11 protein-coding genes are annotated in these 12,204 nt (G+C 64.0%); 2 read left to right on the forward strand and 9 right to left on the reverse strand.

From position 1 onward, the window contains the following. Positions 1–240 precede the first annotated feature (240 nt). The 4 genes from htpG to BRA471DRAFT_RS32910 all read right to left on the reverse strand — a co-directional run bounded on the left by htpG (position 241) and on the right by BRA471DRAFT_RS32910 (position 4,475). The gene (gene htpG, locus BRA471DRAFT_RS32895; RefSeq protein WP_007615219.1) at positions 241–2,118 is read right to left on the reverse strand and encodes a molecular chaperone HtpG; all 1,878 of its coding nucleotides are present in this window, start codon (positions 2,116–2,118) and stop codon (positions 241–243) included. Positions 2,119–2,240: 122 nt separating this feature from the next. Continuing rightward, positions 2,241–2,654, reverse strand: coding sequence for a hypothetical protein (locus BRA471DRAFT_RS32900; protein WP_007615220.1), 414 nt, complete (start codon positions 2,652–2,654; stop codon positions 2,241–2,243). Between the two features lie 251 nt (positions 2,655–2,905). Beyond that, positions 2,906–3,505 carry a nuclear transport factor 2 family protein gene (locus BRA471DRAFT_RS32905; protein WP_007615232.1) on the reverse strand — a complete coding sequence of 200 codons (600 nt, stop codon included), beginning with the start codon at positions 3,503–3,505 and terminating at the stop codon, positions 2,906–2,908. 163 nt (positions 3,506–3,668) lie between these two features. Continuing rightward, on the reverse strand, positions 3,669–4,475 hold the full coding sequence (locus BRA471DRAFT_RS32910) for a response regulator (RefSeq protein ID WP_007597237.1): 807 nt from the start codon (positions 4,473–4,475) through the stop codon (positions 3,669–3,671). A gap of 221 nt (positions 4,476–4,696) precedes the next feature. Between BRA471DRAFT_RS32910 and BRA471DRAFT_RS32915 the strand changes: the two genes are divergently transcribed. Continuing rightward, on the forward strand, positions 4,697–4,927 hold the full coding sequence (locus BRA471DRAFT_RS32915) for a NepR family anti-sigma factor (RefSeq protein WP_007615241.1): 231 nt from the start codon (positions 4,697–4,699) through the stop codon (positions 4,925–4,927). Further along, positions 4,927–5,475 carry a sigma-70 family RNA polymerase sigma factor gene (locus BRA471DRAFT_RS32920; protein WP_007597240.1) on the forward strand — a complete coding sequence of 183 codons (549 nt, stop codon included), beginning with the start codon at positions 4,927–4,929 and terminating at the stop codon, positions 5,473–5,475. Before BRA471DRAFT_RS32915 ends, BRA471DRAFT_RS32920 begins: the two co-directional genes overlap by 1 nt. A gap of 87 nt (positions 5,476–5,562) precedes the next feature. Here the strand turns inward: BRA471DRAFT_RS32920 and BRA471DRAFT_RS32925 are convergent, their stop codons facing one another. The 5 genes from BRA471DRAFT_RS32925 to BRA471DRAFT_RS32945 form a co-directional block, all read right to left on the reverse strand. Then, on the reverse strand, positions 5,563–6,261 hold the full coding sequence (locus BRA471DRAFT_RS32925; protein ID WP_007615243.1) for a nitroreductase: 699 nt from the start codon (positions 6,259–6,261) through the stop codon (positions 5,563–5,565). A gap of 134 nt (positions 6,262–6,395) precedes the next feature. Beyond that, on the reverse strand, positions 6,396–7,640 hold the full coding sequence (locus BRA471DRAFT_RS32930; protein WP_007615245.1) for an acyl-CoA dehydrogenase: 1,245 nt from the start codon (positions 7,638–7,640) through the stop codon (positions 6,396–6,398). Between the two features lie 137 nt (positions 7,641–7,777). After that, the gene (locus BRA471DRAFT_RS32935) at positions 7,778–9,025 is read right to left on the reverse strand and encodes an acyl-CoA dehydrogenase (protein ID WP_007615247.1); all 1,248 of its coding nucleotides are present in this window, start codon (positions 9,023–9,025) and stop codon (positions 7,778–7,780) included. Positions 9,026–9,148: 123 nt separating this feature from the next. Then, complete coding sequence (locus BRA471DRAFT_RS32940; RefSeq protein ID WP_007615248.1) at positions 9,149–10,276, reverse strand: acyl-CoA dehydrogenase family protein; 1,128 nt, start codon at positions 10,274–10,276, stop codon at positions 9,149–9,151. A gap of 27 nt (positions 10,277–10,303) precedes the next feature. After that, on the reverse strand, positions 10,304–12,175 hold the full coding sequence (locus BRA471DRAFT_RS32945) for an AMP-binding protein (protein ID WP_007615250.1): 1,872 nt from the start codon (positions 12,173–12,175) through the stop codon (positions 10,304–10,306). Positions 12,176–12,204: the final 29 nt, after the last annotated feature.

The following is a 12,204-nucleotide window of genomic DNA, read 5'->3' on the forward strand; positions in this document are numbered from 1 at the left end:
GAGAAATCCTCGAATCGGTAACTGCGGCGAAGTCGATGCCGACGGCTTGATATGACACAACATCTCGGTGCACGCGACTGTTCCTAACGACAGATGACGGCAAGTTGAGGTGCGGCTCGTGTGACGCACATAACCGCTCGGCGCTGTTCGCGAGCATCGCGACAGATTTCGTTTCTGACAACCTCCTCCCCCACAAGGGGGAAGGAGCGCGATGTGAGATGATTCGCCGTTTACGGGCTGCTATCCACCGAGCCCCTGCAACACCAGCCGGTTCAGGCGCGCAGCAAAAGCGGCGGGGTCTTCCGGCAGCTCGCCGTCCAGGATCTGCGCCTGTTCGAGCAGCAGCAGGCTGAGATCGTCAACGGTCTTGGAGCCGGCCTGAGCCTTCGTGATCGCGGTCACCAGCGCATGGCGCAGGTTGATCTCGAGGATCGGCTTGGTGCGCATGCCACGGTTCTGCTGAGACAGGATGCGCTCGAGCTCGCGGCTTGGGCCCTGGCTGTCGGCGACGAGGCAGGACGCGGAGCTGGTAAGACGCGTCGAGGCCTTGACGTCGCTGACGCGCTCGCCCAGCGCGGCCTTGATCACCGCGATGGTGGCGGCCTCGTCGGCGGCCGGCTCGTCCTTTTTCGCCTCGTCGGTCTCGTCGACGCGCGGGATCAGGTCGAGATTGAGATCGCCCTGGCTCAGCGACTTCAGCGGCTTGCCGTCGAACTCCGAGGGCATCGAGGTCCAGAAGGCGTCGACGGGATCGGACAGCAGCAGAACTTCGATGCCGCGCGCAGTCGCCGCCTCGAGTCGGGGGTTCGACTTCAGCCGGTCGATGCTGTCGCCGACGAGATAATAGATCTCGGTCTGGTTCGGCTTGAAATCGGCGATGACGTCCTTGAGCGAGCGCTTCTCGCCCGAGGTCGTGGTGAAACGCGACAGCGCGAGCAGCTTTTCCCGGCGCTCGAAATCCTCGTAGATGCCTTCCTTCAGCACCGCGCCGAAGGCCTCCCAGATCTTCGCGAAGTTCTCCGGATCCTTCTCCGCAAGGCTTTCGAGCTCGGACAGCACGCGGGTCGCCACGGCCTTGCGGATCTGCGCGAGCTGCGGATTGTTCTGAAGCATCTCGCGGGAGATGTTGAGCGGGAGATCCTCGCTGTCGACGACGCCGCGGATGAAGCGGAGGTAGCCCGGCAGCAGATCGGCATCGTCGGTGATGAACACGCGGCGGACGTAGAGCTTGACGCGCCCCTTGCGGTTCGGCTCGAACAGGTCGAACGGCTTGGTCGAGGGCGCGAACAGCAGCACGGCGTAGGAGTAACGCCCCTCCGCGCGATAATGCAGCGTCATCGCGGGATCGTCGAAGGCGGAGGCGATCTGCTGATAGGCCTTCTTGTAGTCGTCCGGCGTGAGCTCGGATTTCGAGCGCTGCCACAGCGCGCTTGCAGAATTGATCTGACGCGGCTCGCCCTCTTCCGGCACGAGCTCGATGGGGAAGAGGATGTTGTCGGAATAAGCGGCGACGATGCGCTCGATCTCGTAAGCTTCGAGATATTTCTTCGCATCGTCCTTGAGATGCAGGACGATCTCGGTGCCGCGCTGCACGCGGCCTGCATCCTCCTCGCTGGCACGCGCGATCTCGAAGCCCGAGCCGCCCGAGGACGTCCATGTCCAGACGTCGCTCTCGCCGGCGCGGCGGCTCACCACGACGATCTTGTCGGCGACCATGAAGGCGGAATAGAAGCCGACGCCGAATTGGCCGATCAGGCCGAGACCATCCTTGGCCTCCTTGAGCTTCGACACGAAGGCCTTGGTGCCCGAGCGGGCAATGGTGCCGAGGTGGTCGATCAGCTCCTGCCGCTCCATGCCGATGCCGTTGTCGGCGATCGCAAGCGTTCCGGCCGTCTTGTTCGGAATGATCCGGATCTTGAGCGCGTCGCCGTCGCCCAGCAGCGCTGGATTCGCGATGGCCTCATAGCGCAGCTTGTCGCAGGCGTCCGATGCGTTGGAGACGAGCTCGCGCAGGAAGATATCGGTCTCGGAATAGACCGAGTGCACCATCAGGTGCAGAAGCTCGGAAACCTCGGCCTGGAAGGGCTGCGTAAGCACAGCCGTGTCTGACGTCGTCATGCGTTTACCCGGTCAATCGAAGGGGAAGAAACCCGGGATATAACGCGACGGGGCAGGGGATCAAGTGGACGTCAGCAATCGCCCTCCAGGCGGAAGGGCGACCTGTCCGTGGCACATGCCGATCAAGTCACACAGCGGCCGGGCTGGAGCAGTTTTGCGACCTCGGTCAGGGAGCTGACCATCGGCTCGCAGGCGATCGTCGGCTTTTTGCGGCTCTGCTTCCGGTCCGGGAGCAGCACCGGCGGCTTGGCGTTACCGGTCTCGATCACCGCGGGGACCCGCAGCAGCACCGACGTGTCGGCCAGATCGTTCAGCCGCATTGACACGGTACGGGTCGGAACCTCAGCCTGCTTGATGTCGGCGAGCCGGTCGGTTTTGCTGGAGCGATTGACGTTATGGCCCGGCTTTTCGGCGACCGCCTGCCAGCGGTCGGCCAGATCATGGCCGGAGGCCAGCTGCACGGCGCCGACCTGGACGGCACCAAGCGTCGCGGCGATCGCGACGGCGCCTAGAAATACCTTTTGAAACTGTGACATGGCTGTCGGTCCCTCGCCCCATGGCGATCGCGGGAACAACGCGAGGAGAGGACCCAGAGTTCTCAGTCGTTAAGATCACTTAACCGTGTGCGAAAAGGGCACGGTCCCCGCGAAAAAAATTCGCAACCGCCTGGAACGACTTTTGCGGACGGGAGTCGTCTCAACAGCCGGCTATTCCCCCCTGCCCCATAAGCCGGCGACGTAGGGCGCGACTGTGGTGATGCCAGTCGCGCCTTACTTTTGTCTCGAGTTCAGTTCGCTTTCCCCGCGAGCCACTCCCGCCCCTCCCCGTAGAGCTTCTCGACCTCGGGCCCGGTGAGGCCCGGCATGTCGCGCTTGACCTTGTAGCCGATCAGCTCCTGCATGTAGGCGAGGTGGCGGTAGCCTTCGGGCAGCGCGGCAAGGGCTTTCTGGTCGAGCAGAAGTGTCGCGGCGGGATCGACCGGGTCGATCCGGTCCTTCTCGTAGATCGGCTGGCGGCGGACGAGGCCCCATTTTCCCTGCCGCTTCTCCAGGAAATCGTAGAAGCGCCCGGTGCAGACGACGTCGCAGGGCACGTCGTGCACAGGCGCGCGCTGCGAGATGGTCATCTTGGTCTGCGCGATGGCGCGGGTCCCCTCGAGGTCGATACTGGTGCCGCCGAGGAAATGCAGGATGCGCACGCCCTTGGCGAACCCCTCCTGGCTGACCCGCATGAAATCCCGCGCCGGCCCCTGAAACCAGGTGGCAGACATCCAGCCCTCTTCGTGCCAGACGGTGGCAAAGCGCTCCCAGTCGCCGGCATCCCGCCACACCGCCCAGTTCTCGACGAGGTCGCGGATAGCGAGGCGGTCGAGGAGTTGCTGGTCCATGAATGCGTCTCCGATGGCACCGCGGCTGCAACGCAGCCGCTGCACGAGGTATGAGCGGCGAATTCGATGGCCGTCAAGCGCGGCAACCGGATCAACGAAAATCCGGCGCACCTTGCGGCACGCCGGATCGGATTTCGTCAAATGCCGGGCGCAGGCGCTTCCCTTACGCCGCCGGCACCTTCGGTGCGCGGTTGCGGGAGTTGCGTTGGAAGAACAGCGCCTGGCTCGCCACCGCCGACACCATCGCCGGCTGGAACGGCTTCGAGATCAGGAAGGCCGGCTCGGGGCGCTCGCCGGTGAGGAAGCGTTCCGGGTACGCGGTGATGAACACCACCGGCACCTCAAAGGTGCGGAGCAACTCGTTGACGGCGTCGAGGCCCGACGAGCCATCGGCGAGCTGGATGTCGGCGAGGATCAGGCCGGGCCGCTTGTTCTTGGCCAAGGCGACCGCATCGGCGTGGGTGCGGGCGACGCCGACGACATTGTGGCCGAGGTTCTTCACCAGGCTCTCGAGATCCATGGCGATGAAGGTCTCATCTTCGATGATCAGCACGTCGGTGGCGATCTCGGCGGCCATCTCACGCCCTGCGGCATCCGCGAGCCGGCGCGTCTCGCCGACGTCGGTGCCGAGAATGTAGCCGACCTCTTCCTCCGAAAAGCCCTCGAGCGAGAGCAGCAGGAAGGCTTGCCGCGGCAACGGCGTGATGTTGGACAGCCGTCGCTCCGGCGGCATCGGCAGGTTCGTCACCTCCGAATCGTCGTTGACGGAAACGGAATTCCAGATCTGGGTGAACAGCCGGAACAGGCCGGCGCGCGGCCCGTGGCTCTCGTCGAGCACCGACGGATCTCCCAGCATGGCTTCCAACATGGCTGCGACATAGGCGTCACCGGAGGACTGGCTGCCCGTCAGGGCGCGTGCGTACCGGCGCAATAACGGCAAGTGTTCAGCAACAAGCTGTGAACGGGACATCCCCACTCCATATCATTTTCGGGCCGACCTTGACGTGCAGGCGTTAGGCGGGGGGCCCGGGTTCCCCTGCTGGGCTGATTACGCCTCAGACCAAGAAAAGTTCCGCATCGGGGCGGAACTTTTTCTCGCAGCTCGCATTGAGCCTATCCAGGGAACGGCTCCCGGTTGAGAGAACTTCTCGATTTTACAGTTACTTAACTCGGGGAAACGTGGAACAGGTCATGAAAGATCTCAAGTCTCAAGCCAGCAAAAGCACGACCCCCGGAAAGGGAGGGCTCACTCCGGAGATCCAGTCCCGGATCGGGCACCAGCTGCGCGCCATGTATGACGATGTGGTGCGGCAGGGGGTTCCGGACCGGTTCGCGGAACTGATCAAGAAACTTGATGCGCCGGGAGCGGTACCCCAAGTGGAAAATGGTGGCGGCTCTAACGACAACAATGGGAGGGATTGATGCCTCTCACGGACTCCCTGCGTAACGACATCCTGGCGGCCGTGCCCAGTCTGCGCGCGTTCGCCATCTCGCTCAGCGGCAATGCCGATCGCGCCGACGATCTGGTCCAGGAGACGCTGTTGCGCGCGCTCGCCAACATCGACTCGTTCCAGCCCGGCTCCAATCTGCCTGCATGGCTGTTCACGATCCTGCGCAACCTGTTCCGCTCCGATTATCGCAAGCGGCGGCGGGAAGTCGAGGATGCCGAAGGCAACTATGCCAAGACGCTGAAGACGCAGCCCTCGCAGAACGCCCATCTCGAGTTCGAGGAATTCCGCACGGCGCTCGACAAGCTTCCGCAGGACCAGCGTGAAGCGCTGATCCTCGTCGGCGCCTCCGGCTTCTCCTATGAGGATGCGGCTTCGATCTGCGGCTGCGCAGTCGGCACGATCAAGAGCCGCGTCAACCGCGCGCGCTCCAAGCTCGCGGCGCTGCTCTATGTCGACGGCGCGGAGGATTTCGGGCCCGACGAGACCATTCGCGCCGTGATCGGCGGCAGCGGCGGCTGAAGCCGGCGTCAATCGGACTGAGACCGCAAGAAGGCGGCCGCTTCCGCGGCCGTCTTCACACGTCTGACGTGATCACGTCGCGCGTGATCACTCGTCCACGAAGGTCACGGTCTCGGCCACGCTCGCACGCGAAGTGCGGTAGCTGTTGACCTTGTGGGCGTTGTCGGCATAGCCGAACGAGATGCCGCACACGATGCGGCGGTCAGCAGACACGTTGAAATGGCGGCGGATCAGGCCGGAGTGGCGCGCGAGCGCCGCCTGCGGAATCGTGCCGAGCCCGAGCGCCTGGGCGGCCAGCATGAAGTTCGAGACATAGGCGCCGCAATCGATCGCACCGTAAATGCCGAGCGGCTCATCGGTGTGGATGATGGCCACATGCGGCGCACCGAAGAAATTGTAGTTTTCCAGCGCCTGCTTCGCGTAAGCCGCCTTGTCTCCGCGCACGATGCCGAGCGTGTTGTAGAGCTGAAAACCGCTCTCGCGGCGGCGTTCGAGGTACGCGCCGAGATATTCGCGCGGCGGCGGGAAATCATAGTCGTCCCCGAGACCGCCCGAAGCCTCCTTGTAGATCAGCTTGCGGAAGCGCTCCTTGGCCTCGCCGCTGGCGATGACGACTTGCCAGGGCTGGCTGTTGCACCAGGACGCCGTGCGTTGCGCGGTGGTCAGCAAATGTTCGATCGTCGCGCGATCGACCTCCTTGGCCAGGAAGGCACGGACCGAGTAGCGCTCGTTAAGCAGCTCTTCGAGTACGCCGATGCGGTTATTCTGATTGACTGCAGCGTCCATTGCTTAAGCTCGCTTTCGTGCCCCGGACGCGACGCAGCACGAAGTGATGCGGCGCTGAGGCGGGGCCCATTGTGGCCTGTCTATTATGGCTCCTGGGTCCCGGCTCGCGCTTCGCGCGTCCGGGACACGAGATATCATCGTCCCTTGGTCGGGATCTTGTTATACGGCACGTCCTTGTCCACGCGGATGTCGCCCGGCAATCCCAGCACGCGCTCGGCGATGATGTTGCGCAAGATCTCGTCGGTGCCGCCCGCGATGCGCATCGAGGGCGAGGACAGCAGCATCTGCTGGAACTGGCCCTGCACGGTCTGCTCGTCCGTGCCGGTGAGAACGCCGGCCGCGCCCTGGAGGTCCATGGCGTAGGTTGCGATGTCCTGCAGCATCATGCCGGAGACGAGCTTGCCGATCGAATTCTCCGGCCCCGGCCGCTCGCCCTTGGACAGCGCCGAGATCGCGCGGTAGCTGGTGTATTTCAGCCCGCTCGACTTCACCGCCCAGCTCGCGAGTTTTGAGCGCACGGCGGGATCGTCGATGGCGAGGCCATCCTCCAGCATCAGATTGGAGCAGAACTCGAACATCTCGGGGACGCCGGTCGCAAGTCGCGAGCCGATCGACATCCGCTCGTTCATCAACGTGGTCAGCGACACGCTCCAGCCCTCGCCGATGGCGCCGAGGCGCTGGCTGTCCGGAATGACGACGTCGGTGAAATAGACCTCGTTGAACTCCTGCATGCCGTTGGCCTGCTTGATCGGGCGCACCTCGACGCCGGGGCTCTTCATGTCCAGGAAGAACATGGTGAGCCCCTTGTGCTTGGGCACATTGGGATCGGTGCGCGCGATCAAAAGTCCGTAGTCGGAATAGTGCGCACCGGAGGTCCAGATCTTCTGACCGTTGACGACCCAATTGTCGCCCTTCTTCTCCGCGCGTGTGCGCAAGCCCGCGACGTCGGAGCCCGCCGACGGCTCGGAGAACAGCTGGCACCAGATCTCCTCGCCCGCGGCCAGCCTCGGCAAATGGCGCCGCTTGGCGTCCTCGCTGCCAAAAGCCATCACGGTTGGCCCGCACATGCCCTCGCCGATCTGGAACGGCTGCGTCAGCTTGCCATAGACGCCTTCCTCCTGCTGCCAGATCACCCGCTCGATCGGCGTCGCACCCCGACCGCCATATTCCTTGGGCCAATGCAGGCAGGCCCAATTGCCTTCGGCCTTCTTCTTCTGCCAGGCCTTGCCGACATCGACGATGTCGTGGTTGGCCAAGCGGATGCGACCGAGCGAGGATTTTGACAGCTCGGCCAAAAATTCCTTCGGCGCGTTGGCCTCGACCCATTTGCGCGCGGTCTCGCGGAATGCGGCTTCCTGCGGGGTGTCGTCGAAATTCATGGCGAACCTCTTCGTTCTTGCTCTGTCTTAGTCCCTCATGGTGAGGAGGCGCGCAGCGCCGTCTCGAACCACGAGGCCCCAATCGGGCCTGCATCCTTCGAGACGCCGCGTTCCGCGGCTCCTCAGGATGAGGATCATCAGCCTCTTCCCTTGGTCGGGATCTTGTTGAACGGCACGTCCTTGTCGACCCGGATGTCGCCCGGCAGGCCCAACACTCGCTCGGCAATGATGTTGCGCATGATCTCGTCGGTGCCGCCTTCGACGCGGGTACCCGGCGCGCGCAGCAGCATCGCCTGGAAACGGCCGGCGAGTTCGGAATCTTCGGGACCGCTGATCACACCGGCGGCGCCTTGCAGATCCAGCGCATAGGTCGCGACATCCTGGATCATGGAGCCCGCGACCAGCTTGCCAATGGAGTTTTCCGGTCCCGGCCGCTCGCCCTTCGACAGCGCGGAGATCGCGCGCATGCTGGTGTATTTCAGCCCGCTCGCCTTCGCGGCCCAGTTCGCCAGCTTCGCGCGCACCGCGCGATCCTCGATTGCCGGGCCGTCGTCCAGCATCAGGCTCGAGCAATATTCGAACAGCTCGGGGAAGCCGGTCGAGACGGCCGCGCCGATCGCGCTGCGCTCGTTCATCAGCGTGGTCAGCGAGACGTTCCAGCCATCACCGACCTCGCCGAGGCGTTGATGATCGGGAATGCGAACGTTGGTGAAATAGACCTCGTTGAAATCGGAAGCGCCGCTCGCCTGCTTGATCGGCCGCACCTCGACGCCGGGGCTCTTCATGTCCAGGAAGAACATGGTAAGGCCCTTGTGCTTGGGCACGGTCGGATCGGTGCGGGTGAGCAAAATGCCGTGGTCGGAATAGTGCGCGCCCGACGTCCAGATTTTCTGGCCGTTGATCACCCATTCGTCGCCGTCCTTCTCGGCGCGCGTGCGCAGGCCCGCAACGTCGGAGCCGCCGGCCGGTTCGGAGAACAGCTGGCACCAGACCTTTTCGCCGGAGGCGAGTGGTGGCAGATAGGCACGCTTATGCTCCTCGCGCGCGAACGCCATCATGGTCGGCCCGCACATGCCGTGGCCGATGATGAACATGCGGGATAGCTGGCCGAATGGCCCCTCTTCCTGCTGCCAGATCACACGTTCGATCGGCGACGAGCCGCGGCCACCATACTCCTTCGGCCAGTGCAGACAGGCCCACCCCGCATCGGCTTTCTTCTTTTGCCAGGCCTTTGCCACTTCCAGAATGTTGGCGTTCTTCAATTGCGTGCGGCCGAGCGAGGACTTTCGAAGCTCCTCCTCGTACTGCTTGGGTGCATTGGCCGCGATCCAGGCGCGAGCAGTGGCGCGGAATTCGGCTTCCTGCGGGGTGTCGTCGAAGTTCATGGTGTCTCTCTTCTTCCGTCATTCCGGGGCGATGCGAAGCATCGAACCCGGAATCCAGAGGTTATCGACTCATTTCGAGATTCCGGGTTCGCCGCGTTGCGGCGCCCCGGAATGACGATAACGTCACGCCGCGTTCTTCTTGCGCATGCGGTCGATCAACTGGTCTTCCCAATAGGAGAGGCTGCCGAGCCCGAGCGCCATGGCGTTGGCGCGGCGATAGTACATGTGGCAGTCGAACTCCCAGGTGAAACCCATGCCGCCGTGAACCTGGATGTTGTTCTTGGCGCAGTGCTGGAACGCCTTCGTCGCGCTGATGCGCGCGGCTGCAGCCGCTTCCGGCAATTCGGATGCATTGGTCGAGAGTGCCCAAGCGCCGTAATAGCTGTTGGAACGTGCCAGCGTCGCCGACACGTACATGTCCGCCAGCATGTGCTTGACGGCCTGGAACGAGCCGATCTGTCGGCCAAAAGCAATGCGGTCGAGCGCGTAGTCGCGGCCCATCTCCAGCGCGCGGTCGGAGCCGCCCACCTGCTCGAACGCGCACAGCACCGCGGCGCGATCGAGCACTTGAGTCAAGATGCTCCAGCCCTCGCCGGCCGCGCCCAGCGGCTCGGCCTTGCAATCCCTGAAAGTGATCTCGGCCTGCCCGCGGGTGGGATCGAGATTGGTCAGGCTTCTCACCTCGACGCCGCCGTCCTTGAGGTCGACAATGAACAAGGAGATGTCGCCGTCGCGTCCGCCCGATCCCGTGCGTGCCGCGACTACCGCGAAGTCGGCGATCGCGCCATCGGCGACCGGCTTCTTGACCCCGTTGAGCACGCCATTCGCAGCCGTCAGCTTGACGTTCTTCGGTGACGGATTGCCCTTGCCCTCGAACAGCGCCAGCGTACCGATCGCCTCGCCCGAGGCAATCGCCGGCAGCCATTTCTTCTTCTGCGCGTCGCTGCCCGCGATCAGCAGCGCTTCGGCAGCGAGATAGACGGTGGAGGAAAACGGCACCGGTGCGTTCGCCCGGCCCATCTCTTCAGCGATCACGCAAAGTTCGAGATGACCCGCGCCCGCGCCGCCAAAGTCCTCCGGGATTGCGACACCGAGAAAACCCATCTCGGCGAGGCCTTTCCACAGCTCCTTGTCGTACGGCGCCTTGCCGTCGAGAACTGCGCGCACCGCCTTGGGTGGGCACTTCTCGGCGAGGAATTTGCGCGCCTGGTCGCGGAGCTGCTTCTGGTCGTCGGAGAAATCGAAGTTCATGGCGCGTATCCGTGTTGATGATGTCGATTACTTGAGAATGATGACGTCCTGGTCGGGCTTGTCCGCATAAAGCCGCTCCACCAGGGCGGCCCGGCGCTCCAGGCCGGCGCGCTGGTTGATGTAGCCCTTGTCGGTGAGTTCGTTGCCGTCGATCGAGGGCGGTTCCGCCATCAGCATGGCGCGCGCGATGATGCGGCTGCTGGCGCCCTCGCACTCCTTGTTGTGAGCCTCCAGCCCGCGCCTGAAGCAAGCGATCACCTCGGGATGCTTCACGGCGTCCTCAAAGCTGAGGTCGGGCCTGCCGACGAGCTGGCGGCAGGCATGCAGGTTCGGCCAGGCCAGCAGGCCGATGAAAGCGCGATCCTGCCCCGCGACCAGCGCATCATGCACGACGGGCGTCGCGGCGGCGATCGCATCTGTACGCAGCGAGCCGACATGGACGAAGGTGCCGGTGGTCAGCTTGAAATCTTCCACCACGCGCCCGGCAAAGATGATGCCCTTCACCGGATCGGTGTCGTCGACGAAGACGCCGGCGTCACCGATGCAATAAAAACCTTCCTCGTCGAACATCTTCTTCGTCAGGTCAGGCTGGCCGAAATAGCCCGGGGTGACGTTGACGCCGCGCAGACGCAGCTCGTATTTCGAGCCGCACGGCACCATCTTCAGTTCGACCCCGGGGAACGGCAGGCCGATCAGGCCGACGCGCTCGGTGTCCCAATAGGTGCCGGTCGAGGTCGGCGCTGTCTCGGTCGAGCCCCAGCCGGTGTAGAACACGATGCGCTCGCCGGTGGTCTTCACAGCGAGGGCCTGCATGCGATCGAAGAGATCGTCAGGCAATCGCGCGCCGCCATAGGCCATGATCGAGAGGTTTTTGAAGAAGGATCGGCACAGCGCGTCGTCCTTCTCCATGGCGGCGGCGAGCGCGGCATAGCCGGCGGGCACATTGGCGTAATAGGTCGGCGAGATCTCGCGCAGATTCCGGAGAGTTTCCTCGAATTGGCCCGGCATCGGCCGGCCGTCATCGATATAGAGCGTGCCGCCGTCGACCAGGATCGGGTGGAACGCCGCGTTGCCGCCCATGGTGTGGTTCCAGGGCATCCAGTCCAGCATGGTCGAGATCGGACCGCTGGGATCGCGCGGCCGCACCTGCATCATCATCGCCGCATTGGCGCACATCATCACTTGCGTGTTGATGACGGCCTTGGGCATGCCGGTCGAGCCTGACGTGAACAGCAGTTTGCCGACGGTCTCAGGCGTGATCTTCGCGATCGACGCTTCGACATCGGCAGTCACGGCTGTCGCCGCGAGCTCGGCGAAGCTGACGCTCTCGATGCCCTCGCAGGGCCGTAGGACATGAACGACGGTGACGCCGGTGAGATCGAGCGCTTTCAGTGCCTTCTCGAAGGTCGGGCCGTCCTGCACCATCACCACGCCGGGTTTGATCAGGTCGAACAAATATTTCAGCTTGACGTGATCATGGCTCATCAAGGAGTAGGCCGGCGAGACCGGCGCGGCCGGGACGCGCGCCTGCATCGCCGCCTGCGTCATCAGCGCGTGCTCGATCGAATTGCCGGAGAGGATCGTGACCGGGCGGCCGTCGAGCGCAAGATTGAGCAGGCCTTGCGTCAGCGCATCCACGGTGCGCTTGGCCTCCCCATAGGACACCTTACGCCATTCGCGGTTAGGGCCGCCGCGCTGGGCAAGCCAGATCCGCTCGGGCGCTTCCCTCGCCCATTTCGCCAGTGAAGCCGGGATATGCTTCTCGTAGGTCTGCAGCGGGATGCGCGACTTCAGCACCACCGTGCCGTCGTCGCGGCGCTCGACATCGATGTCGCGCGCCAGCCACTCGACCTTGCGAAAGGCGGGCTTCGTCATCACCGCCGCCGCGCTTCCACTCATTGTGCGTCTCCCGGAATTTCTTGTCCTTT

The sequence above is a fragment of the Bradyrhizobium sp. WSM471 genome, assembly GCF_000244915.1.
Classification (GTDB): Bacteria; Pseudomonadota; Alphaproteobacteria; order Rhizobiales; family Xanthobacteraceae; genus Bradyrhizobium.